22 protein-coding genes are annotated in these 22,930 nt (G+C 49.6%); 15 read left to right on the top strand and 7 right to left on the bottom strand.

Translation table 11 applies throughout. The features are described from left to right. Positions 1-76: 76 nt before the first annotated feature. Positions 77-799 (bottom strand): LytR/AlgR family response regulator transcription factor, encoded by a 723-nt coding sequence (locus tag GS398_RS10085; RefSeq protein ID WP_202406011.1) that lies wholly within the window; start codon positions 797-799, stop codon positions 77-79. Next, entirely contained in the window at positions 796-1,902 is a 1,107-nt protein-coding gene (locus GS398_RS10080) for a sensor histidine kinase (protein ID WP_160906634.1), read from the bottom strand. The genes GS398_RS10085 and GS398_RS10080 overlap by 4 nt, the downstream gene beginning before the upstream one ends. Positions 1,903-2,122: 220 nt before the next feature. On the opposite strand from GS398_RS10080, the gene GS398_RS10075 reads away from it, so the two are divergent. The 10 genes from GS398_RS10075 to GS398_RS10030 all read left to right on the top strand — a co-directional run bounded on the left by GS398_RS10075 (position 2,123) and on the right by GS398_RS10030 (position 11,623). Further along, a complete protein-coding gene (locus GS398_RS10075) occupies positions 2,123-2,974 on the top strand; it encodes an ABC transporter ATP-binding protein (protein ID WP_160906633.1) in 852 nt (283 codons plus the stop codon). Beyond that, positions 2,974-3,735, top strand: a complete 762-nt coding sequence (locus tag GS398_RS10070; RefSeq protein WP_160906632.1) for a hypothetical protein — start codon at positions 2,974-2,976, stop codon at positions 3,733-3,735. Before GS398_RS10075 ends, GS398_RS10070 begins: the two co-directional genes overlap by 1 nt. Before the next feature lies 1 nt (position 3,736). Next, a complete protein-coding gene (locus GS398_RS10065) occupies positions 3,737-4,420 on the top strand; it encodes a hypothetical protein (protein WP_160906631.1) in 684 nt (227 codons plus the stop codon). 269 nt (positions 4,421-4,689) lie between these two features. Then, positions 4,690-5,013 (top strand): ArsR/SmtB family transcription factor, encoded by a 324-nt coding sequence (locus GS398_RS10060; RefSeq protein ID WP_160906630.1) that lies wholly within the window; start codon positions 4,690-4,692, stop codon positions 5,011-5,013. Positions 5,014-5,055: 42 nt separating this feature from the next. After that, positions 5,056-5,547 (top strand): SRPBCC family protein, encoded by a 492-nt coding sequence (locus tag GS398_RS10055; protein WP_160906629.1) that lies wholly within the window; start codon positions 5,056-5,058, stop codon positions 5,545-5,547. A gap of 90 nt (positions 5,548-5,637) precedes the next feature. Continuing rightward, on the top strand, positions 5,638-6,078 hold the full coding sequence (locus GS398_RS10050) for a VOC family protein (RefSeq protein WP_160906628.1): 441 nt from the start codon (positions 5,638-5,640) through the stop codon (positions 6,076-6,078). 215 nt (positions 6,079-6,293) lie between these two features. After that, on the top strand, positions 6,294-6,887 hold the full coding sequence (locus tag GS398_RS10045; RefSeq protein ID WP_160906627.1) for an RNA polymerase sigma factor: 594 nt from the start codon (positions 6,294-6,296) through the stop codon (positions 6,885-6,887). A gap of 45 nt (positions 6,888-6,932) precedes the next feature. After that, positions 6,933-7,922 (top strand): FecR family protein, encoded by a 990-nt coding sequence (locus GS398_RS10040; RefSeq protein WP_160906626.1) that lies wholly within the window; start codon positions 6,933-6,935, stop codon positions 7,920-7,922. Between the two features lie 233 nt (positions 7,923-8,155). Further along, a complete protein-coding gene (locus GS398_RS10035) occupies positions 8,156-10,816 on the top strand; it encodes a TonB-dependent receptor (RefSeq protein WP_160906625.1) in 2,661 nt (886 codons plus the stop codon). A gap of 3 nt (positions 10,817-10,819) precedes the next feature. Further along, a complete protein-coding gene (locus GS398_RS10030; RefSeq protein WP_160906624.1) occupies positions 10,820-11,623 on the top strand; it encodes a DUF4249 domain-containing protein in 804 nt (267 codons plus the stop codon). A gap of 53 nt (positions 11,624-11,676) precedes the next feature. Here GS398_RS10030 and GS398_RS10025 read toward each other — a convergent pair whose 3' ends face one another. After that, the gene (locus GS398_RS10025; RefSeq protein WP_160906623.1) at positions 11,677-13,002 is read right to left on the bottom strand and encodes a serine hydrolase domain-containing protein; all 1,326 of its coding nucleotides are present in this window, start codon (positions 13,000-13,002) and stop codon (positions 11,677-11,679) included. 316 nt (positions 13,003-13,318) lie between these two features. On the opposite strand from GS398_RS10025, the gene GS398_RS10020 reads away from it, so the two are divergent. The 5 genes from GS398_RS10020 (at position 13,319) to GS398_RS10000 (ending at position 18,546) form a co-directional block, all read left to right on the top strand. Then, complete coding sequence (locus GS398_RS10020) at positions 13,319-13,972, top strand: NAD-dependent epimerase/dehydratase family protein (RefSeq protein ID WP_160906622.1); 654 nt, start codon at positions 13,319-13,321, stop codon at positions 13,970-13,972. 29 nt (positions 13,973-14,001) lie between these two features. Next, the gene (locus GS398_RS10015) at positions 14,002-14,283 is read left to right on the top strand and encodes a hypothetical protein (RefSeq protein WP_160906621.1); all 282 of its coding nucleotides are present in this window, start codon (positions 14,002-14,004) and stop codon (positions 14,281-14,283) included. 206 nt (positions 14,284-14,489) lie between these two features. Then, entirely contained in the window at positions 14,490-16,352 is a 1,863-nt protein-coding gene (locus tag GS398_RS10010) for an ABC transporter ATP-binding protein (protein WP_160906620.1), read from the top strand. Positions 16,353-16,374: 22 nt separating this feature from the next. Further along, positions 16,375-17,349: a glycosyltransferase family protein gene (locus GS398_RS10005; protein ID WP_160906619.1), complete on the top strand. Its 975-nt coding sequence runs from the start codon at positions 16,375-16,377 to the stop codon at positions 17,347-17,349. A 72-nt stretch (positions 17,350-17,421) separates the two neighbouring features. Further along, positions 17,422-18,546 carry a D-TA family PLP-dependent enzyme gene (locus GS398_RS10000; protein ID WP_160906618.1) on the top strand — a complete coding sequence of 375 codons (1,125 nt, stop codon included), beginning with the start codon at positions 17,422-17,424 and terminating at the stop codon, positions 18,544-18,546. Positions 18,547-18,556: 10 nt separating this feature from the next. On the opposite strand, the gene GS398_RS09995 is transcribed toward GS398_RS10000, so the two are convergent. The 4 genes from GS398_RS09995 to GS398_RS09980 all read right to left on the bottom strand — a co-directional run bounded on the left by GS398_RS09995 (position 18,557) and on the right by GS398_RS09980 (position 22,918). Beyond that, positions 18,557-20,143: an ABC-F family ATP-binding cassette domain-containing protein gene (locus GS398_RS09995; protein ID WP_160906617.1), complete on the bottom strand. Its 1,587-nt coding sequence runs from the start codon at positions 20,141-20,143 to the stop codon at positions 18,557-18,559. A gap of 339 nt (positions 20,144-20,482) precedes the next feature. Continuing rightward, positions 20,483-21,124, bottom strand: coding sequence for a DNA-3-methyladenine glycosylase family protein (locus GS398_RS09990; RefSeq protein ID WP_160906616.1), 642 nt, complete (start codon positions 21,122-21,124; stop codon positions 20,483-20,485). Between the two features lie 152 nt (positions 21,125-21,276). Further along, positions 21,277-21,780 (bottom strand): methylated-DNA--[protein]-cysteine S-methyltransferase, encoded by a 504-nt coding sequence (locus GS398_RS09985; RefSeq protein ID WP_160906615.1) that lies wholly within the window; start codon positions 21,778-21,780, stop codon positions 21,277-21,279. 10 nt (positions 21,781-21,790) lie between these two features. Next, positions 21,791-22,918: a TFIIB-type zinc ribbon-containing protein gene (locus GS398_RS09980; RefSeq protein ID WP_160906614.1), complete on the bottom strand. Its 1,128-nt coding sequence runs from the start codon at positions 22,916-22,918 to the stop codon at positions 21,791-21,793. Between the last annotated feature and the right edge of the window lie 12 nt (positions 22,919-22,930).

The following is a 22,930-nucleotide window of genomic DNA, read 5'->3' as shown; positions in this document are numbered from 1 at the left end:
AATATACGGTTCAACAGATGAATCATGTCCTGGTTGGTTTACAACAAACCATCCGGCCGATCCGACGCCAATCACCTTATATTCGTAACGCCGCCAGTAAATCATCCCGGTAGTTTGCACCTATCGGGATCTCTATATCCACCAGTTCCGCCATATTCCCTTTAATAGACACGATCTTAGTAAGATTGACGATGTAGGACCGATGAATGCGTATAAAACTTGCTTTGGGCAGTGTATCTTCAAAAAGCTTGAGGTGCATGCTCGCTAAGAGACGCTTATCCTCCAGGTACACTGAACTGTAGTCCTTCTCAGCCTGGATATAATTGATCTGGTTGTAATTAACGCGGACTAACTTAGTGTCCTGTTTAATAAATATATAATCAATAGATTGCGTCTGGCTTGGTACCGATGGTCGTACAGCCGATTTGTAAGCAAGGCGCTCCTTTACTTTTTCTATGGCCTGGTAAAAACGGTCATAAGTAATGGGCTTTAGCAGGTAATCCACCGAATTGAGTTCAAAGCCTTCCACGGCATATTGCTGGTAAGCGGTGGTAAAGATCACCAGCGGCGGGTTGCGCAAAGACCTTAAAAAATTGCTGCCGGTAATAACGGGCATCTGAATGTCGAGAAATATCAGATCAACTTTATATTGATGCAAACCTTCATACGCTTCAGTAGCGCTCATACAACTTTTTGCCAGTTCTAAGCCGGGTGTTTGTTCAATATGGCTGGCGAGTATATCCCGGGCGATGGGTTCATCGTCAACTACCATACAGTTAATGTGTGTATTACTTTTCATAAGCTGATCTCTAAACTGGCGGTATATAACTGGCCCGTATCAGTCGCCTCGTAGTTATAATTACCGGGATAATAAAGCTCCAGGCGTTTCTTTAAATTCTGCAGGCCTATGCCGCCGCTGGTATGGAGTTGCCGGTTTACGTCTACGGTATTGGTTACGCTTAGTTGGAGGTTGCTGGCTTTAATCACCAACCTGATGCTTATCATAGCACCTGATCGGTCGGCGCTGTATTTAAACGCGTTTTCGATCATCGGGATCAATAATAAGGAGGGCAATACCTGATTTTCATTTTGAGATTCTAGTTCAAAATTCACAGCGGTATGGTTTAGCCTGATCTTTTCCAGGTCGATATAGTCCTGTAATAGTTTAATTTCTTTTTGCAGCGGCATTTGATCGCTGCCTGGGCTGTGCAGGGTATAACGCATAAACTCCGCCAGCCCGGCAACTGTCGCGGCGGCTTTATTATTTTCTTTTTTCAGGATCAGACCGTAGATATTATTGAGGGAATTAAACAGAAAATGCGGGTTCACCTGCGATTTGAGAAAATTAAACTCCAATTCCACATTTTCTTTGGCCAGTTTAACGACAGCTATCTGCTGGCGGAAAGACTGGATTGCGATCCTGATCGCCAAGGGTACGCTTACAGAAAATACCAAGCCGATCAGCATCCCCATACTGGCTAATTTAGCGAACAGCCGGCTGAGCAAGCCGAGATGCAGAAACTGGTAATAATCATTATTACTCCTTTTAAGCATTTCCATACAATCGGCACAACGGACAAGCACAAGCTTTTCTGTGAGCGAATTGATCAGGGTATAAACGAACAGCAAGCCGATGATACCCGCCACCCCGGCGAAGTTTCTTCTTTTCCGTAACTGCGGGATAAACAGGTAAACAAAGGGATAATAAAACAGCGCAAGGTTCAGCGTATTAATAAACGATAGTTCCCAGACCGGCAGGTCGCCCAGGTTGCGATACGTATTGAATGATATGATAGTGGTGTACCAGGTTAAAAGCAGTTCGGCCAGCCAGAAAATCAAATGCGCGCTAACCCGAAACGCTTTACGGTTATAAATCTTTTCGCTTAATTTTTCCAGGTCCATCCCGCTAATTTCCGCTTAAGGAATGTTATTTGCTAAATTTTACGACAGATGCCACTTTTTAACTGATGAACAGGCATATAACGCCAACTAAAATCCATGCGTGTTAATTGGCAGGTTAGTTGGCGTAAATACAGGTTCCAACCGGCCTTATTCCACGTCGGTCGATCTTCTTTTTCGGAACCGGCTATTATGCTTCCATTTGTCGTTAAAATCAACAGGTATGATCACGATCAGGAACTTAATCTACCGCTATAACAAACATACAGTACTGTTTGACGGCTTGAACCTGGAAATGCAAGCCGGGAAGATATACGGGCTGCTTGGCAAGAACGGCGCCGGTAAATCAACGCTAATGAAAACCGTTACCGGTTTGCTTTTCCCATTTAAGGGGACTTGTAAGGTAAACGGTTTACAGCCTTTTAAACGGGAACAGGGATTTTTGGAACAGTTGTTTTTTATCCCGGAAGAGTGCTATTTGCCCTCGTTAAGCATCAACCGGTTTTTAGCTATTTATGCACCTTTCTATCCTTCTTTTAGTCATTCTGCTTATAAAGAATATTTAAAAGAGTTTAATATTCCTATAGATGGAAATTTGCACCAATTGTCCTTCGGACAGAAAAAGAAAGCATTTATCGCTTTTGGGCTGGCCGCTAATACCCGGCTATTGGTAATGGACGAACCCACAAATGGTTTGGATATCCCTTCAAAAGTTCAATTCCGTAATATCATGAGCCGGGCCAGCAGGCCGGATAAGGTTATCCTGCTTTCTACCCACCAGGTGCGTGATCTGGACGATCTAATCAGTTCGGTTATCATTATGGACGACAGCCGCATTTTATTACATGAAGAAAAAGACCGGATCATGGAACAATTGAGCTTTTACAACAAGCAGCGGCATATCCCGCAGGATGATATTTTATATGAAGAACAAACACCCAACGGCCTGGTGGCCATGTGCCGTAACCCGCAGCATACCGAAACTTATATTGACCTGGAAATATTGTTTAACGCCACATTAAGCAACCCGGTACTGATCAATTCCATTTTTAATCAAACAAAACCTGGCAAATAATGAGCTTCACACATTTCATCCTGCTATTTAAGCGCCAATGGTTCGAGAACCGTAAGGCGTGGCTGGTAGGTTCGGCGGCTATCGCGGCCATCCTGGCTTTCTTATTTCTGCTTGCCTGGCAATGGCAAACGAGCTTTAACGGCGATACTACGCGTGGAATTTTCCTGATCTTATTGTTTTGCGGCGGCGGTGTATTTATGTCGGCTATTTTAAATGACCTGGGCAATAAGCAAAAAGGGACCTGGTTCCTGGTATTGCCTGCTTCGGCAGCCGTCAAACTGGGTATGGCTTTGGTTTACGGCATTGTTGTTTACCTGGCCGCCTATTTCGTTTTGTTCTACAGCGTAAAGGAAGCAGTAGTAACCGTCGTAGCTCCCGCCGGATCGTCCTGGGGAAACTTTGACCTTTTTAAAAATGGCTTTTACCAATTTTTGTTCACGTTCGTCGGCTTTCAGTCAATCATCCTATTGGGTAGTGTTTATTTTAATAAGAGCCGGTTTCTTAAAACTTTGCTAATTATCATTATTGGGCTTTTTGTCTCTTTTAACGGTAATTCATTGCTGTTGAAACTAATCACTGGTGAAAGCCACATCGATTCAAATATACCACTGGATAGTTTTCAGTTTACTTACCAGGGCGAAAACATGTATGTATATCTTCCTGATTCTGCCGGTTTAGCTACGTCGATTTTGTTGTGGGTAATTGTTCCGGTCTGTTTATGGCTGATTACCTGGTATCGCTTAAAAGAAAAAGAATTATAATATGAGAACCAGTAATAAAATATTAATAAGCTTGTTGTTGGTTTTACTTGCAACGACTATTTCCGCAGATTTTTTATTAAAAAAGGTCTATTTAAAAATCAATTTAAACGATCCGTTTAAAAATTATCAGCCGGTGGCAATACGACCCTTTAAATATCTTAAAATACGGGGTGGTAATGGCTATGCTATTGAAATAAAGCAGGCGCCATTGGATATGAAGGTGATGACCAAGCGTAAAAACTTTTTGACTGTAAGGCAAAACGGCGATACGCTGATCATCGGATTTACGGTGATAAGCAGTATGTCCATGCGCGATCCTGAAAATTTGCCACATGGTATTATCATTAGCAGCCCTAAAATCACGGCAATAATTGCTCACGGCAGTAATAACATCCTCTCTGGCTGGAGGCTGAATAGTTTAAGGCTAACGCTGTCAGGCAACGCCGCAGCTAATATCAATGGTGCCGCAATTGGGAAATTAACCGCAATTGGCAATTATAATACGATTTTTAACTTTCGTTCGGCAAATAGAGTGCGGAACTTAGACTTGCGGCTTAGCGATAATGCTACCGCCATTTTAAAAGGCATCGACTATACCGTTTTAAATCCGCGGCTAACAAATGAGAGCCAGCTTATTTTTGGTGCGCATGCTGCTTCGAAGATTTCCAGTTCACTACCTGACTAATGGAGTGCGACCTTTGCTATTTCTTTTCGACTATCTTCTGTGCATTAATAATCCATAGATATTTTTAAATAAAATGGTTATGAATGCCTGTAAGTTCGACTCGCTTCTTCACGTAAAGTAAGACACGGCCCGTTAGTATTGTAACGAATACCACAATTACTACAAATCTTCCCGTTATTACACTCAGCAAAAAAATGTAAATATATTTGCGCAACTCAAAAGTTGCATATATATTTGCAACCTGAAAGTTGCGCAATTGATAGTCAATAATGAAACAAGATATATTCCAGGCCATATCAGACCCAACACGCAGGGCGATTTTAACGTTAATCGCTATTAAGGCATTAACACCAAATGCCATGGCTGAGAAATTTGATATGACCCGCCAGGCAGTATCAAAGCATATTAAAGTATTGCACGAATGCGAATTGATTAAGCCTGAGCATAGCGGCAGGGAGATCTATTATCACTTTAATGCGAAAAAAATGCAGGAGTTTGACCATTGGTTAGCCCAATTCAGGCAAAATTGGGAAACTCAATTTACCCAGCTTGACCACTTATTAACAACAATTAAAGAACAGGCTACGAAGTAGTATTGATGATAATAAAAATTATTAACTAATAAATCAATCATAATGAATAACGATTTGCTTTTTGATTTTAATGTTGACAAAACCGCGAAAACGGTTTATATAACCAGGGAGTTTAATGCCGGGCAATCTTTAGTATGGGATGCCTTTACCAAAGCCGAACTACTTGACCAATGGGGCGCGCCTGCACCTATGCGCGCCAAAACTAAGTATATGAATTTTGAAGTAGGCGGGCGGCGATTTTACGCGATGATAAGCCCCGACGGGCAGGAGCGTTGGGCCGTACAGGAATTTACATCCATTACCCCGAAAACCAATTTTAAGATGTACAACGCGTTTGCAGATAAAGATGAAAATCGTGAACTGCCGGGTTCTGAATGGGATTACAACTTCAGCGAGCAAAACGGCATAACCACAGTGAACATCACCATTTTTAATGAATCGTTTGAGCGATTGGAAAAATTATTGGAAGGCTTCAAAATAGGCTTCACCATGACCTTGAAAAACCTGGAAGAGCTGTTAACCTCCTTATCTTAATAGTTATAAGAAGAAAATTGTCGGGCACATTCACAACCCGGATGCCCGGGGAGCTTAAGGATAAAAATTAACCATTCAAAAATAAAAACTATGAGAACAATTAACCCCTGGATCAACTTCAACGGAAATGCCGAAGAAGCATTCACTTTTTACAGGTCAGTTTTTGGCGGAGAATTTACCAGGGTCATTCGTTTCGGGGACCTGGCAAGTGCTGAATTTCCGGTAGCGGAAAGGGAAGCAAATAAAATAATGACCATTGCCTTGCCACTTGGTAAACACAATGTGTTGATTGCCAATGACGTTCCTGAATTTATGGGACCGGTAAACGAAAACGAAAACCGGTCTAAAATAGTGGTTAGTGCCGAAAGCAGGGAAGAGGCCGACCAAATATTTAACGGATTATCGGCAGGCGGGGATATTGAAGGCCCCATTGGCGATAGTCCCTGGGGTACATATGCCGGAATGTTCAGAGACAAATATGGTATTGAGTGGATCGTGGAATTTGATCCCGATTATCACGGGCCAATTTAACCGAAGAAAGAAGATTTGATTACGAAGCGCATTTGCTAACGGTTCCTTTCACCCCGCCTGGCGAAATGAATAAATTTGTTAGGCGGCTTTCTACATACGGGAACCATTTTTCTTTGAGCGTCATATAGTATGTGTATCAGATCTTGCCGGGTATCGCGTCAGATCTATCAGGCAGCGGGCCGTTGGAACCCGGGTTTTTACACTTATTTTCGTGAATGGAAAAAGGGGAAACATCTGTGGCGTTACTGGTTACCGAGATGCAAAAAGGCGACATCAAAGCGTATGATGCCCTTTTTTGGCGCTATCATCAAGCTATCTATCGTAACATACTCAAATTCGTAAAGGATCACGATGCGGCGCAGGATCTGCTGCAGGATGTATTTATTTCCCTGTGGGAGAAGCGCCACATGCTGGATTCGCAGCAACCTGTAAGCAACTGGCTTTACGTAGTAAGCTACAACCGGGCGATCAGCCACATCCGTAAACGATTGCGCGATCAGGTGTTGCAGGAGTCGATGGCTGCAGAACTGCGGTTAGATGAGGCCGGCGATAAAGCATTGGTAGAGAGCCGGTACACCTTGCTGAATGAGGCGCTCCAACAATTATCTCCCCAGAAAAGAAACGTTTTTACCCTTTGCAAGATAGAGGGCAAGAGCTACGAAGAAGCGGCGGAAACGCTGCAGATCTCTAAGCACACTGTTAAAGAATATCTCTCGCTGGCCACCATAGCCGTAAAAGCTTATATCAAAAGCCATCCCGGTGCCGGAGATAAGGTTGGGATGCTGGCGTTTTTTTATTTTTTTATATAACCCCCCGCAATTTTACTTTCCTGCGTATTCAAAGAAAATTAACGCATGGAGGACACAAACGAACGGTTGAAGCGGATCCTTGCCCGGGAGGGCGAGTACAACGAAGATGATCGCCGATGGCTGCTGGATTACCTGGACAATACGGATACGGAAGCGCTCAGGTATCTTGCTGAAACGCAGTACAGGGACGACCTCGGTACGGTACGGCAGTCACTATCGCCAGTTGATTCGCGGCGGATCCTGGAAAAACTTCACCGGAAGATCGGTGTTAAGCGACCATTGATCAGCCGTCTTCCTTTCCGCATGGCGGTTGCCGCCTCACTCTTGCTGATGATGAGTATCGGTTTCCTGTATCGCGGCGCTATTTCCGATCGCCTCTCAGCCGCCCGGCTTACCACGTTAACTACCACCTGGGGCGAACGTAAAAAAGTATTATTAGCAGACGGCACCCAGGTGTGGCTGAGTCCTGGTACAAAGTTAAGCTACCCGGACCGGTTTCACGGCGATACCCGCACCATTAGCCTGGAGGGCGAAGCCTTTTTTAATGTGGCACACGATGCCGGCCATCCGTTCATTATTAACAGTGGCGGCATCAGCACCACTGTATTGGGTACCAGTTTCAATATTGACGCTTACCGGGATCACACGAGCATGAGCATTACCGTGGTTACCGGAAAAGTAGCGGTTGCTTCGCAGGAGCACGTCACTCGCCAACAGGTAGTCATGACAGCCAATCAACGGGCCGTATATAATAAAGCCACGAACTCACTCACCAGGGAAGATTACCCGGAGGCGTCGGCTTACCTTGCAGAACGTGAAGGGATCTTTACCTATCGTGGCGCGCGGTTACATAACATCACCCCGGAACTCGTGGAGCAGTATCATATCCGCGTGTTGCTGCACGACGACGTCAGGAACAAAGCATTTTACGGAACGCTCGACCTTAAAGAGCCCGTAGAGCAGGTATTGAACAAGCTTTGCCTGGTAACCAACGTGAGCTGGCAAAAAAGCGGAAATACATATATCATAAAGTAATGGATAGGCGCTTCCTTCGACTTGATTACCGCAAGGTAGTGAGTCGCAGCGATGCTCCCGTTTTTAACAGTTAATTCAAAGTCACACAACTATGACCACATTGAGATCACCCTGAACCCTACAAAAAAGCCCGATCCTGCACAGCAGAACCAGGCCGTTAACGTCAACAAAAGCTTGCCGCAGCCTTCGAAAACTTAAGGCAGGCTAATTATTAACATGATAAATTTAAAGTTATGAAAAATTACGGACCAATCAGGTTCTTCTATTTTATCCGCGTTGGCGTTAGGCCTGCGCGTTTCTTCTTACTCGTACTTTGCCTGGCAACGCTCACGGTGCATGCGCAGGATCCATTAAACAAGAAACTCTCTGTAGAGCTGCAAAACGAACTGTTAAAACCCGCACTCGATAAGATCACTAAAGCCAGCGGCGTGAACTTCACTTATACTGACGATGTGGCCAAAAGCACACTTCGCATAAGCATCCGTGCAAAAGACAAAAGCCTGAAATGGATCTTGAACGAGCTGTTATCCGGTTATCCATATAGTTTCGCCGCGCTCGGGAGCGAGGTGCTGATCAGGTTGGAACTTTCCGGGAGGAAGAAAGCAGGAGTAACGGCGGATGGCGCCGGAATCTTAACCGCGAAATACGCCCTGAGTGGTATCGTCACAGATGCCGGCACGGGGGAAACGCTGATCGGCGGCACTATCCGGGTAGCAGAGCTTTCGCGCACGATCATCACCAATGAGTACGGATTTTACTCGCTCGCCCTTCCCCGGGGAACGTATACCCTGGTGATCACCGCCATGGGTTACCGTTCGCGCACGGCGATCCTGGCGATAAAAGCGGATACGGCGCAAAACTTTGCGCTGGACGCTTATCCCCGTGCGCTGGAGGAAATTGCCATTAACGCTAACCGCAGCCAGTTGTTAAACGGCACCCAGATGGGCCTCGAAAAGATCAATGTAAGCCAGACGAATGATATCCCGGTATTACTGGGCGAGCGGGATATCGTGAAAACCATCCAGCTATTGCCAGGCATTAAAGCGGCCGGCGAAGGAAGCAGCGGCTTTTACGTTCGGGGCGGGGCGTCTGACCAGAACCTGGTCTTGCTTGATGAGGCTCCTGTGTATAACGCATCCCACCTGCTAGGGTTCTTTTCTACGTTCAACTCCGACGCTATTAAAAATGCCAGTATTTACAAGGGCAGTATGCCGGCGCAATATGGCGGCAGGTTATCATCGGTGCTCGATATTAAGATGAATGACGGCAACAACCAGCGTCCCGCCATCAGCGGTGGCATCGGACTGATAGCCAGTCGGCTGAATGTAGAAGCGCCGATTCAAAAAGGGAAGTCGTCCTTCCTGCTTTCGGCCCGGAGAACGTACGTAGACGCATTTTTAAAAATGGTGCCCGATACCGCTACCGGCGATGCGAAGCTATACTTCTACGATGTAAATGCCAAAGCGAATTACCAGTTGGGAGCGCGCGACCGGCTGTATGTTTCCGGCTACTTTGGCAAAGACCTGCTTGGGGTTGAAAAGATTGGCGGCATTAATTGGGGAAACACCACCGGTACATTTCGGTGGAACCATATTTTCGGCAACAGGGTATTTTCGAACAGCTCGTTTATATACAGTAATTACAATTACAAGATCAACGTGGGCCTCGGGATAAACGAGTTCATCATCTTCTCGCAGATTCGTGACTGGAATTTTAAAGAAGACGTTCAATGGACCCCGGGAGCAGGCAATAAGCTCAGTTTTGGCGTCAATTCCATCTACCATACCATCAAGCCCGGCGAAATTTCCACTAAAGGTAATTCCGGCGTGCTCTCAGAAAAATTGCAAAACCAGTACTCGCTGGAGAATGCGGCTTACCTGAGCGATACCTGGGATGCGAGTGATCGCCTGAGCCTGACTTTCGGGTTGCGGGCATCGGGATTCACCATTCTTGGTAAAGGCGATTTTTACGATGTGGACGCACAGGGCAAGATCACCAACATTACCAGGTACCGTAAAGGCGAGGTCGTTAAAACTTACTACAATTTGGAGCCGCGGGCAGCCGCCGGGCTTAAGCTTAACGCCACCTCTTCTTTAAAAGCCTCCTACGTGCGGAATGTACAGAACCTGCACCTGATCAGTAACTCCACCAGCGCCTCGCCAACGGATAAATGGGTAGCCAGTACCAACCTGGTAAAGCCCGAAACCGCCGACCAGCTATCGCTGGGTTACTATAGGGAGCCGGAAGCGGGCCGCTATGAATTCACCGTCGAAACGTACTATAAAAAAATGACCAACCAGATCGATTATCGCGGCGGTGCAGACATCTTTACCAACGAGCCCATCGAAACCCAACTGCTGTACGGTAAAGGAAGAGCGTATGGGGTGGAACTGCTGGCAAAAAAGAAAAGCGGGAGACTGACCGGTTGGGTGAGCTATACGCTTTCTAAAACCGAACGTAAAATAAACGGCATTAATAACGATCAATGGTATAATGCCAGGCAAGACCGTACCCACGATATTGTCGTGGTAGCCGCTTACCGCGCATCCGGGAAGTGGACGCTCTCCGCTAACTGGGTATTTTACACCGGCGATGCAGTGACCTTCCCGGCAGGAAAGTATAGCATAGACGATCAAACCGTGTATTACTACACCGAACGAAACGGCTATCGTATGCCCGCCTACCAGCGCCTGGACCTTGGCGCTACCCGGCAGCTTAAAAAGTCGGAAAAATTTTCGTCAGAGATGGTACTTGGCTTATATAACGCTTATGGATATAATAACGCTTACCGCATTACCTTTCGCGACAGCAAAACTAATCCAAACCACACCGAAGCGCTTCGAACTACGCTGTTTAAATATGTTCCATCCATTACTTACAATTTTAAATTTTAAAAAATGAATACGATACTGCGGTTCTTTTCCTTAACGCTTGTGCTGGGCGGTCTCAGCGCCTGCGAAGAAGTGATCGATATAGATTTAAAAGACAGTGAAGCCAAATATGTTATTGAAGGGGTGATTGCCAACGAGGCCGGGGCATGTAAAGTGCTGATCAGCCAATCCCGTAAGTTTGCGGACGACAACACTTTCCCAGGGATCAGCGGCGCAACGGTTACCGTAGAGAACAAGGGCGTTACCCGTACGCTTAACGAAACCGGCAAAGGCATTTACCAAAATACGTCGGTTACCGGTATCCCGGGCGAAACCTATTCGCTTTCGGTTAAAATAGGAACCAGGTTATTTACCGCTTCCTGCACCATGCCCGCCCCGGTACGTTTTGACAGTCTGTACCTTACGCGCGACGATTTCGACCGCTCCATCCGGTACGCCACCGTTTCTTACCGGGATCCGCTGAACCAAAAAAACGCTTACAGGTTCGTTCAGTACAAGAATGGGAAGAAGGAAAAAAGCATCTTCGTAGAAAACGACGAGTTTACCCAGGGTGAACAAGTAAATACGCAGCTTGACTATTACTCAACCATCGACGACCAGAATACGGCCTTTAAAAAAGGTGATAAAGTGGAGATAGAAATGCAGTGTATTGACGCCGCAATTTATACTTACTGGTTTAGTTTAGCGGACGGTGCCAGCGGAAATGGCGAGAATGCCGCTCCCGCTAACCCGGTAAGTAACCTAAAAGGCGGGGCGCTGGGATACTTTAGCGCGCATACGGTGCAGCGCAGGTCGCTCTTGGTACGTTAGTGTCATGGAGTTTTTATAAGTCTTTGAATATTTACATCGATGGGGTGAGGTGGTTAATTCTCTTTGGTGAATACCCTTTCGCCGCCGCCTCGCTTAATAGTCATTTGCTTTTTGGCGGCGTCGAACTCGATCACCATAGCGCCTTCGATCTTAAACTTATCAGGTGCGGTGGCTTCGAGCGGGGCGGGCGACTGTCCTCCCGGCGGGTGGAAATAAAGCGTTGAGCCGTCCCGGGTAACGGTAAATTTTACGGGCGCTCCCGGCATCGAATAAACCCCGGTATAGCTGTCGAGTATTTCCTGGCTGATAGAAACCGTCTCAAAAGTGGGAATGGTATAGGGCTTATTATAGTAAATATCTACAATGCCCTGCATAATATCGGCTACCGGGTAGCCCTTCGCGTTTGAAGCGTACGCCACCGCAAGCTTTTCTTCCGGGAGGTAAGCTAACCATGCACCGTAGTTGTCGCCGCCGCCTGTGTGCCCGTAAAAGGTTTTGCCTGTGAACAGGAAGGTTTCCATACCGAACCCGTCGCCGTCCCTCATCGTTTTCGCCAGGTCGAGGTGCTCGCGGGAGATCAGCTTCCCCCCGAACAACGCCTGGGCGAACCGGGCCATATCGTTAGGCGTTGAAACGATCGAGCCCGCACCGAATAGGATGCTTGGATGGGTTTCGGGCATTTGCTTCCACACGCCATCGATATAAAAGTAGGTGAGACTTTCATTCTTGTTTACATCGATGCCGCCGGTAGCCACGTAAGTGTCTTTGAGCCCGGCTTTCGACGTAATTCTTGCTGCAAGCGCTTCCCCGTAAGGTTTCCCGGTGAGCTTTTCCACTATAAGGCCCAGGAGAAAATAGCCGGAATTGCTGTAGATATGTTTCGTGTCCGGTTCAAAATCAGGAGCCGCTTTGGCGATCAGTGCGAGCATTTCGTCCTTCGTCACCGGCGCCGTTTTCTCTTGTCCGGGCTTTACGTTGGGAACGCCGCTGCGGTGCGAGAGAAGCTGTGCGATGGTGATCTTCTGCGCGTTCGGTACCTGCGGGAAATAGGTGTGGATATTGTCGGTCAGTTTAAGCTTTCCTTCTTCTACCAGCTGCAGGATCATCACGGACGTAAACATTTTAGTAACCGAAGCGATCCGGTACCTGCTCGCCTCAGTCAATGGCTTCTTCGCGGTTTCGCTGATCTGGCCGTAACCGAAAGAACGGGTATAAACGGGATTACCGTCTTTTGTGATGACGAGTGTACCCATCCCTTTGTTTTTCTCCGCGAGGCGATCGAATAGCTGGTCGAGCTTGGCTTTATCGGGCATTTGCGCGGTTGCCGCAAAGGAAAAAGCCAGGGTTGTGATTGTGGCAAATAGTATTTTAACGTTCATAATACCAGGATTTGTTTATTAATAAAAGTTCTTTGTTTTGCAAAGTTATGGATAGTACTTTGCATTTCAAAGTGTTTTTAAAAGGATTTAATTTCCCCCGGGAATGTTCACATTTAAAAACGGTGGTAACCACGTAGCGGCGGATGCCGGCCATAGGCATAGCATCGGGCACGGCGGCGCAGGGGAGGCGCCTCAATCGGTCGCTATTCTATAAAAAGACTTTAAATGACACCAAGATAATAGTTTCCTTCCGATAAAATATGGCGTGCTGCTGATCGACTACCTTTATAACAAGCAACACTTAAACGTAAACAACATGCCGCTAAAAGTAATTATCACCGGCGCTACCGGGATGGCCGGTGAAGGCGTACTCCTGGAATGCCTTCAGAACGATGCCGTTTCGGAAGTCCTTATGGTGAACCGGAAGCATTCCGGGATTAAACATGCCAGGCTCAAAGAACTGATCGTGCCCGATTTCTTGGAAGTGGAAGCGTACAGCACGTCCCTTGAAGGTTACGATGCCTGCTTCTTCTGTGCCGGGATCAGCTCCGTGGGCATGAGCGAAGAAAAATATACCCTGATCACCTACGATACCACCATGCGTTTCGCGAAAACCCTCGTTGCCATTAACCCCGGGATGGTTTTCAACTACATTACCGGCTCGCATACGGACAGTACCGAAAAAGGTAAGCTTATGTGGGCGCGTGTAAAGGGTCGGACAGAAAACGACCTGATGAAGCTGCCCTTTAAGGCCCAATATAACTTTCGCCCGGGCGGGATGGAGCCGGTAAAAGGCCAGAAGAACGCTAAAGCGATCTACGTAGCGATCATTCGCATCATCAGGTTTTTCTCTTCCAAAGGGATTATCAGCCTGCACGAGTTGGGACGCGCCATGATCAACGCGGTAATAAAAGGCTATCCCAAACAGGTGCTGGAGATCAGCGACATCAAAGCACTTGCAGCCCGATAGCCGATGAGGAAATTTTGGAACGTGGTTAAATGGTCCGGCATCACGCAGCTGGGCTTGCTGGCGTTATTTACGGCATCGGGGTATTTTTATATGCGGCAGCCGCAATTCGCCTCCCTTCCGGCGAAAGACAGTTGCGCGTGGAAAGGTCCGCACATTACCTCAACGGGCGTTTTATGAACCTTGTAGAACGACCGATCATCACACCGGGTTACAGTATGCTGGGCGAAAGTTATAAAACCCTGTTTGCCGGGAGCCCCCGGAGGGAGCCTGCGGACGGGATCCCCTCGGCCCGCCCTGCGTCCTTTGAATAATTCTGGTCATCGGCCGGGGACAGCAGATCGGGGTAACACCTATGTAACAGCCGGTTAATCACAGGTTTGGGTGAAACGACGCCGGTTAATAGGGAGCTGTCCGGCGATGTGCGGAAGATATTTTCCCGTTCATTTTAGTCAATCTTGTTACGCCTGATGCCAAATCTGCGTATGGATTATACATTCACGCACTCGCCGCAGACACTATGAAGACCTATTTCCGCCTGTTATCCTTTGCGCGCCCTATCGGGAAGTTCGCTTTCCCATACGTGCTTTTCACGGTATTGAGTGTCATATTTAACACGCTGAACCTGGCGCTGCTCGCGCCGCTGGTGACCACGCTATTCAGCGCACGCACGGCAACCGGAACGCTTACCCGGCCTGATAGGTGGACGGACGTGCTCGGTTATTTCAACTATACGGCGCAGGAAGTGAACCGCGCATTCGGGATCTATGCCGCCCTTCAGCTGGTGTGCGCGGTGATCGTGGTTTCGGTGTTGTTAAGCAACCTGTTCAGGTATTTTTCGCAGCGTATTATCGAGAGCCTGCGCATCCACACCTTGCTGAACCTGCGAAAAGCGGTGTTCGAGAGCGTGATGGACATGCATACCGGCTACTTCAGCAGCGAGCGAAAAGGGGACATCATTTCAAAGGTGACCACCGATGTGCAGGCTGTTCAGTTTTCCGTAACCGGCACGCTCCAGGTCGTTTTTAAAGAACCGTTCCAGCTCGTCGCTTACATGGTTACGCTTTTGGCGATCTCTGTAAAGCTCACGCTGTTCTCTTTGCTTATCATCCCGGTATCGGCCTGGCTGATCGCCAGGCTGGTAAAAAGCTTAAAAAATGAGGCATCGCGCGCGCAAAGCTCATTCGGCACGCTGGTGAGCCAGCTGGAAGAAGCGCTCACGGGGATCAAGATGATCAAGGCGTTTAACTCTACCCGGTTCATCAAAGACAAGTTCCACCGCGAGAACGAGAAATTTTCTGACTTCGGCAGGCGGATCTCCCGACGGCAGCAGCTGGCCTCTCCGGTTTCGGAATTTCTGGGGGTGACCATGATCGCTGTGATCGTATTATATGGCGGGCAGCTGGTAGTATCCGGCGGGCAGCCTGGCTTTACAGCCGAAAAGTTCATTACCTATATCGCGATCTTTTCGCAGGTGATACGTCCCGCGAAAGCGCTGACCGACGCTTTTACTAATATTTCTATGGGAATTGCCTCCGGCGAGCGTGTGCTGGAGATGATCGATCAGCAGCCGCTCGTAGCGGACTCGCCGGCAGCCGTCAGCATTACCGGCTTTAACGGATCCATCGATCTTTCGGCGGTCAGCTTTTCGTACGGCAATGCCGAGGTGCTGAAAGATATTCACCTGCGCATCCGCAAAGGCGAGATGATCGCGCTGGTGGGGCCTTCGGGTGGCGGGAAATCGACGCTGATGGACCTTGTGCCCCGTTTTATGGATGTTCAAAGCGGCTGTATCGAGGTGGATGGCCGGGATATCCGCGATGTAAAGATCGAATCGCTCCGCAGCCTGATGGGAATTGTGAGCCAGGAAACCATTCTCTTTAACGATACGATCTTTAACAACATCGCCTTCGGCTTACCGGGTATGGCCGCGCATGCGGTGGAGGAAGCCGCCCGCATTGCCAACGCGCATGATTTTATTATGGGCACCGAGCACGCGTACCAAACCATCATCGGCGACCGCGGCATGAAGCTGTCGGGCGGACAAAAGCAGCGTATCTGTATCGCCAGGGCTGTATTGCGTAACCCGCCGCTGCTGTTGCTGGATGAGGCCACTTCGGCGCTCGATACCCGGTCGGAGCGACTGGTGCAGGACGCCCTCAACAAACTGATGCAAAGCAGGACAGCCCTGGTGATCGCCCATCGCCTGAGCACGGTAAAGAACGCCGACCGTATCGTAGTGATCGAAGCCGGACGGATCGTGGAAGAAGGCACCCACCATGAGCTGATGCACCGGAACGGGGTGTACCGGAAATTGGTACGACTGCAGGAATTTACAGATGACCAACCGCTTGCCGCGCCTGTTGCGGCGACGCTAAACTGAACAGTGAGCTAACAAGCAGGACATGAAACCTTTCAAGAAGAAGAACAAGCTGCAAAAACTCTGGCTAAAAATAACCGACCGGGAGAAATACCGGGAGTACAAGGCCTTCCTGCGTGCAGGCGTACCGGCAGAACCGCCCTACACGCTGGCCGGTAATATTGAGTCGATCCGGCGATCGCTGCTTAACGCCAATTGCCTGAATATCAAGCATAGCGGCAATTCGGGCGATGTGATGTACGCGCTACCCACCATCCGCAAGATCTACGAGCTTACCGGCGCCAAGATGAACCTTTACCTGCTGCCCGATCAGCCGATGCTGCTTCCGCGCGGCCGCACACATCCGCTGGGAAATGTAATGCTTAACCGCAGGATGATCGGCATGCTGGTGCCGCTTATCGGCGCGCAGCCTTACATTCATTCCTGCAACGTATTGGAAAACCAGCACATCGACGTTGACCTCGACGGTTTTCGCAAAGCGGGCATCCCGCTGCACCAGGGAAGCATCGCCCGCTGGTGCAGTTATGTAACGGGCATCACACCCGATATTGCCAGGCAATGGCTTCATGTATCGCCTGATAACAGCTTTAACGAAACCATCGTCGTTGCCCGCAGTTCGCGGTACCGGAATCCGATGATTGATTACTCATTTTTGTCCGCATACGGCAATATCTTGTTCGTAGGCGTCGAGGAAGAATACCTGGATATGAAGAAGTCGATCCCGGCGCTACGATGGCACCCGGTATCGGATTTCTACGAGCTTGCTTCCGTAATTGCCGGCTGCAGGCTTTTTATAGGTAATCAGTCGTTCCCGTTCTCTATCGCGGAGGCATTAAAAGTGCCGCGTATCCTGGAAGCTTCTTTTGAAGTGCTGAACGTGATCCCGGAAGGCGGCAACAACCACCACGAGTTTTATTTCCAGGAGCATTTCGAGCTGCTGGTGCAACAGCTGGCGCAGCAGGCGGTGACGCAGAAGTGGTTGGTAGCGGTAGGCATATAAACCGCTTCCGGCGGTTCCGGGCGTGCATAATGTAAACCGATCCGTACCTTGGAGGCCATTTACTGCTAAATTATGATGACGATACCCACCGATGCCTGGTATAAACTGGCCGATGCCGCCCAAACAGACTCTCCGGCGCTGCTGGTCTACCCGGAAAGGGTCAAACAGAACATTCAGCATGCCGTTGCAATGGCGGGTGACGTCGCGAAGCTGCGTCCGCATATTAAAACCCATAAAGCCGCTGAGCCGGTGAGGCTGATGCTCGAAGCCGGTATCACGAAGTTTAAATGCGCCACCATCGCGGAAGCGGAGCTGCTGGGAATGTGCGGAGCTCCCGATGTGTTATTAGCCTACCAGCCGAATGCCGCGAAGCTTTCGAGATTCATCGGGCTCGTCAAGCATTTCCCGCTCACCCGGTATTCCTGTATTGCCGATAACCGGGATACTTTGCAGATGATCTCGCAGATGGCATTGGCCGGGGAACTTGTCCTTACCGTATTCCTCGACCTGAACGTGGGCATGAACAGGACGGGTATCATCCCCGGTGAGGAAGCCGTTTCGTTATACCGTTTTGCATCGGCCCTGCCGGGCACCAGGTTAGCCGGTTTGCATGCCTACGATGGCCATATTAACCACGAAAATTTTGCTGAACGCGCCCGCCTTTGCCAGGCGGCCTTCGCCCCGGTGGAAGCGATGCGGCGGGAACTTGCTGCGAAAGGCCTGGGATTCCCCCTGCTGGTTGCAGGCGGAACGCCCACCTTTGCCATGAACCTGGAACGCGAACAAGTGGAATGCAGCCCGGGTACCTTCCTTCTCTGGGACCAGGGGTATAGCGTATCCATTCCCGAGCAACCCTTTATAGTTGCGGCGCTGGTGCTTACCCGGGTGGTATCGAAACCTGCGCCGGGCCGGGTATGTATCGATATGGGCCACAAGTCTGTCGCATCAGAGAACGTGCTGCAGCGGCGGGCGGTTTTTTTGAATGCCGAAGGACTGTTACCCGTGGGCCACAGCGAAGAACACATGGTGCTGCAAGTGCCGGAAGGCTGTTCCCTGGAAATTGGCTCCGCTCTATACGCCGTACCTTATCATGTTTGCCCTACCGTGGCACAGTATGACCACGCGTGGTGCGTTACGGATGGCGAAATAGCCGGGAACTGGCGGATCGTGGCGCGTGACAGGGCGTTGAGGTTCTGAAAAGCAGCTGCTACAACACGATCTCCTTTTCAACCATTGCCTGTTCCAGGAACCATCGGTCGTGCGAAATGACGATAAGCGTTCCCCGGTACTCTTTAATGGCGCCGGCCAGGATCTCTATATTCCGGAGATCGAGGTTATTGGTAGGCTCATCCAGTACGATCAGGTCCGGCGCCTGCGCGCTGATCATTAACGCGCACAACATCAGGCGCATTTTCTCGCCGCCGCTGAGCGTCCTGCAGGACTTACCCCAGTCGTTTTTGCCGAAGAGAAACCGATCAAGGCGAATCTTAATGTCGTGTTCCTGTAAGTCGCCCGGGTTATACCGCCCGGCCTGTTCGTACACGGTAAGCCTGTCGTCGATCAGCGAGTACTCCTGGTCTATGTATACTGAGCTCACCGCTGCGCGTGAAAGTGTGCCCAGGGTAGGGGCCATATCGCCGAGGATCATCCGGATCAGCGTGGTTTTCCCGGAACCGTTTGCTCCTTTAATGGCCACCCGTTCGCCGCTAGTGAGCTGGAAACTCAGCGGTTGTCGCCATAGGGGCTGGCCGCCATAATGATAATTTATGCCGGTTGCGGTAACCAGCGCTTTGCCTTTGTGAAGGGTGACGTTATCAAAATCCATTTGCATCTTGTCGGCACCCGGTAAGACTTCGCGAAGCAGGTTTAGTTCCTTTGCGATTGCGCCTATTTTTTCGGCGTGTATTTCCTGCACACGTGAAGTGCTTTTTTCCGCATTGTTGCGGAGCGTATTCAGCATAATGGTAGGTACGCCTGCCTTGTCCTGTTTTTTCCTGCCGCGGGCGTCCAGCTTTTGCTGCCGTTCTATCGCTTCGCGTGCTGTTTCTTTTGCTTTGCGAAGCGCCTTTTCTTTATTCTTAAGGTTATGTTCCAGGGCCTGTTGCTCGATGGTTTTCTGCGCGGCGTAAAAATCGTAGTTCCCGCCGTACCGGGTAATTCCGCGGTTGCCGAGTTCGTAAACCACATCCAGGAGGTTTAACAAGGTGCGGTCGTGGCTTACCACTATCAGCGTATCCTGTGTACGGGTAATGTAATTATATAAGAGTTCCCGCCCGCCGGCGTCAAGGTGGTTGCTGGGTTCGTCGAGCAACACCGTTTCCGGCCGGTGAATAGTTATTCCCGCCAGGAAAACCCGTGTTTTCTCACCGCCGCTTAATGATCTCATGGGCTGTTCGGGGTCGAGATGGCCAAGCTGCCACTTAGCGAGGGCGTCGCCGCAGCGGTCTCCGATCACCCAGTCGTCGTTGAGCTGGGTCATGTTTTCTGCCGTTACTTCGCCAGCGAGGATCGCTTTTAACGCACGGAGCTTATCGTGTACCTGCAGCGCTTCGGCCACGGTTTGGTTATTAAACTGCCCGAAGAGTTGTGGTACATAATAGGGGTGCGGCTCCGCTTTTACAAGTCCTGCTGCGGGACGCAATTCACCCGCCAGGATCTTTAACAGTGTCGATTTTCCTGCGCCGTTGTTGCCGACCAATGCGGCTTTATCATGGTTATTAATCGCCAGGTCCAGTTCATCAAATAGCAGGTCCCGGTTGGGATGGGTATAAGTAATACCCTGTAGAATAAGCATAGTTCATTTCTTAGTGAGTGAATAATTACAGCGGCGGTGCACACCGCTTGTTTATTTTCCCGGGGAAGAAATGAATCCTACATGAAGGTGTTTTTGGGGTTAACGGTGCAAAAATAATAAAAGTTGCGGAACACGGGAACTTTGCCGGCAGGTTACTTTTTTCGCAAGGGATATTCGCCCCAAAAGTCGGTTACCGACAACGTCTTTACCATGACAGGTGGCGGAAGAGGGGCGTTAGCGCGCTGCTGTCCGGCCCCGGCGCCGCATCATTGTAGATTGATATTCGGCCGGCATTTGTAATCCCATACATGTTTTACCGTACGGGGGAGGAATTAATAACTAACCCTGTTTCCTGGTCCTTACCGATAAATAATGATGCCAGAGGATCATCGTCGCTACGGTACGGTATGGCTGCCAGGAGGCTGCAACGGCCAGTATTTCCTCCCGGGAAGTGTCTTTAGGCAATGCTTTTACTTGTTTCAGGGCATTCACGGCGGCAAGATCGCCAACGGGAAACACGTTTGCGCGCTGCAGTACAAACATCAGGTAGACGTCGATCGTCCAGTTCCCGATGCCTTTCAACGTGCTCAGGCGTGAACGGATCTCGTCGTCGGGGAGCTCTTCCAAAGCGGCAAGCGAGATGGCGCCGCCCAGGACAGCTTCCGCTAAATAACGGGCATAACTCGTTTTCTGCCGGCTAAAATAGCAGGCACGCAGCTCTTCGTCGGTTAACATCAGCAATCGTGCGGGGGTTACTTCCGTGATCCGTTCCCGCAATTTATTGAGCGTGGCCAGGGCCGAAGCCAGCGAAACCTGCTGCTCCAGGATAATGTGGATAAGTGTTTCGAAGGTGTTCGGTCTTGTCCACATCGGCGGGTAGCCGTTAAGCCGAATGATTTGCGCCAGGTCGTTATCGGCAGCTGCGAGTGTATCGCATAGCAAGTGGAAATTGGCGGAGGAAAATGCGGTGATCTTCTGCATTTATTTTCTCATCGGGATATTGTTATGCAGCTTGTTATTTCCATCAAAATCAAAGTAAACGGCAAAAATGGCGATGGTCGGTACGATCGCCCCATCGCGATTAAGGCGGTATTCATGGGCCGGTTGATAAAGATGACCACTGTATTCCAAAGTTACCAAAGAGTCGGGTTTTTGCGGCTATGTTCCAGCTTTAAAAGCAATGATTTATTGGCGATGCCGCCGCCAAAGCCCACCAGCTCGCCGGAAGCGCCGATTACGCGGTGACAAGGGGCGATGATCGGGATCGGGTTCCTGTTGGCAGCGGCGCCTACCGCACGAACAGACTTCGGGTTGCCAATTTGTTTCGCTACCTGGCCATAGGTGCGGGTTTCGCCAAAGGGAATGGTAAGCAGTGCTTCCCAAACCTTTACCTGGAATGGCGTACCGCCGGAGAAATCAAGCGGAAGCGTGAAGGCGATGCGCTGTTTGTCGAAATATTCCGTAAGCTGATCCTTTGTTTCGAGCAATAAGGGGTGGTTAATGTTTTCCGTGCTGCCAGCCATAAAAGTGGCGCTATAATCGTTATCGTGCCATAGGATGGCTGCCAGGTGGATGTCGCTGGCAACCAATGTTAATTTTCCGACAGGAGAAGCGATATGGGAATGGTAGTATGTCATCGCATTCATATCAGCCGTTCCCTTGCTGCCGGCTTACCAGCAGCCATATCACCGCCACCAGGATCAGCCCGGCCAGCACTGTCAGCGTGATCTTTATCCAGCTCAACGGGCGTTGGCCGATCACCTCGCCGGTACAGGCATTGATGGTGAACTGGTAGGGTTTCTTGTTGTAATTGTAAGAGCTTACCCAAACAGGGAGCATTATATACTTAATACCCAGGTTATTGTACATGGTCGACTGTTCGTCTATCCGCTGTTCGTCGCCTCCGATATCATCAATGATCGCCGCCTCGATATCCGGTGCGATCAGTTGTTTGGCGGTTTCCAGCGTCTCTTCCGGACCTGCCTGGAAGGTCTCCGACCTGAAGCCGCTCAGGTAACGCTCATCGAACGTCTCCAGTTGTCCGAAGTCCCAGGGGCCAAGCGTCAGCATCGTCTTTTGCGGCAGCGACCGGCTCGACGGTACGGTAACGTCTTTAAATGAACGCCGTACGGTGCCGCTGGTGTAGTGCCAGCGGGTATGGCGTACTTGCCGCGTCCGGGTTTCGGTTTTGCCGTTCACGGTAACGGTGTACGGTTCGGTGGTGTAGTAGTATTCGCCCCGTTGACCGGTGTAATCTGTAACCGTATCGGTATTGTAGGCGAAGTAAGGCATATACACGCCCTGCAGCGGGGACGAGGAAGCTCCGTTCACCTTTTTTAGGAGGTCGCCGGGCGCAAACCAAAGCCCTTTGAGCCATTGCTGGAAGTACCTGGCCGCTGCATTGCGGTCGACCGCGAACGGCAGCACGTAATGCGGACGTAATACCTGCTGCCGGTCATCCAGCCCGAGAACCAGCGGAGAGGCGCAAAAGGGACATTTATCGGCAATAATGTTTTCCTTAAATACGGTTTGTGAGCCGCATCCCTTGCAGCTGAGGCTTTGCAGGCCTGGCATTTTTCCGGTCACTTTTTCCTGCCGGATGAAGGTATCGTAATCCACCGCCTCAATTACCGTCTTTTCTGCCCGGATGTTGTTCGCAACGCCGCAATAATCACATTTGAGGCTGTGCGTACCGGGTACAAAATGAAGCAAGGCGCCGCAATTGGTGCAGTTCAGCGAATCGCTGGCAACCGCCCGTGAAGTTTCCTGGTCCATAATTCCGGTGCG

It is taken from the genome of Hufsiella ginkgonis (genome assembly GCF_009834915.1).
In the GTDB taxonomy this organism is placed as follows: Bacteria; Bacteroidota; Bacteroidia; order Sphingobacteriales; family Sphingobacteriaceae; genus Hufsiella; species Hufsiella ginkgonis.
This window is presented reverse-complemented; position numbering and strand designations above follow the sequence as displayed.

Coding starts and splice junctions, on each gene's coding strand:
- GS398_RS10030 (WP_160906624.1), top strand. CDS start 10,820: ATGAATACGATACTGCGGTTCTTTTCCTTAACGCTTGTGCTGGGCGGT.
- GS398_RS10010 (WP_160906620.1), top strand. CDS start 14,490: ATGAAGACCTATTTCCGCCTGTTATCCTTTGCGCGCCCTATCGGGAAG.
- GS398_RS10050 (WP_160906628.1), top strand. CDS start 5,638: ATGAGAACAATTAACCCCTGGATCAACTTCAACGGAAATGCCGAAGAA.
- GS398_RS09985 (WP_160906615.1), bottom strand. CDS start 21,780: ATGACATACTACCATTCCCATATCGCTTCTCCTGTCGGAAAATTAACA.
- GS398_RS10055 (WP_160906629.1), top strand. CDS start 5,056: ATGAATAACGATTTGCTTTTTGATTTTAATGTTGACAAAACCGCGAAA.
- GS398_RS10045 (WP_160906627.1), top strand. CDS start 6,294: ATGGAAAAAGGGGAAACATCTGTGGCGTTACTGGTTACCGAGATGCAA.
- GS398_RS10020 (WP_160906622.1), top strand. CDS start 13,319: ATGCCGCTAAAAGTAATTATCACCGGCGCTACCGGGATGGCCGGTGAA.
- GS398_RS10080 (WP_160906634.1), bottom strand. CDS start 1,902: ATGGACCTGGAAAAATTAAGCGAAAAGATTTATAACCGTAAAGCGTTT.
- GS398_RS09995 (WP_160906617.1), bottom strand. CDS start 20,143: ATGCTTATTCTACAGGGTATTACTTATACCCATCCCAACCGGGACCTG.
- GS398_RS10025 (WP_160906623.1), bottom strand. CDS start 13,002: ATGAACGTTAAAATACTATTTGCCACAATCACAACCCTGGCTTTTTCC.
- GS398_RS10015 (WP_160906621.1), top strand. CDS start 14,002: ATGGTCCGGCATCACGCAGCTGGGCTTGCTGGCGTTATTTACGGCATC.
- GS398_RS10075 (WP_160906633.1), top strand. CDS start 2,123: ATGATCACGATCAGGAACTTAATCTACCGCTATAACAAACATACAGTA.
- GS398_RS10005 (WP_160906619.1), top strand. CDS start 16,375: ATGAAACCTTTCAAGAAGAAGAACAAGCTGCAAAAACTCTGGCTAAAA.
- GS398_RS10040 (WP_160906626.1), top strand. CDS start 6,933: ATGGAGGACACAAACGAACGGTTGAAGCGGATCCTTGCCCGGGAGGGC.
- GS398_RS10085 (WP_202406011.1), bottom strand. CDS start 799: ATGAAAAGTAATACACACATTAACTGTATGGTAGTTGACGATGAACCC.
- GS398_RS09990 (WP_160906616.1), bottom strand. CDS start 21,124: ATGCAGAAGATCACCGCATTTTCCTCCGCCAATTTCCACTTGCTATGC.
- GS398_RS10035 (WP_160906625.1), top strand. CDS start 8,156: ATGAAAAATTACGGACCAATCAGGTTCTTCTATTTTATCCGCGTTGGC.
- GS398_RS10000 (WP_160906618.1), top strand. CDS start 17,422: ATGATGACGATACCCACCGATGCCTGGTATAAACTGGCCGATGCCGCC.
- GS398_RS10065 (WP_160906631.1), top strand. CDS start 3,737: ATGAGAACCAGTAATAAAATATTAATAAGCTTGTTGTTGGTTTTACTT.
- GS398_RS09980 (WP_160906614.1), bottom strand. CDS start 22,918: ATGGACCAGGAAACTTCACGGGCGGTTGCCAGCGATTCGCTGAACTGC.
- GS398_RS10060 (WP_160906630.1), top strand. CDS start 4,690: ATGAAACAAGATATATTCCAGGCCATATCAGACCCAACACGCAGGGCG.
- GS398_RS10070 (WP_160906632.1), top strand. CDS start 2,974: ATGAGCTTCACACATTTCATCCTGCTATTTAAGCGCCAATGGTTCGAG.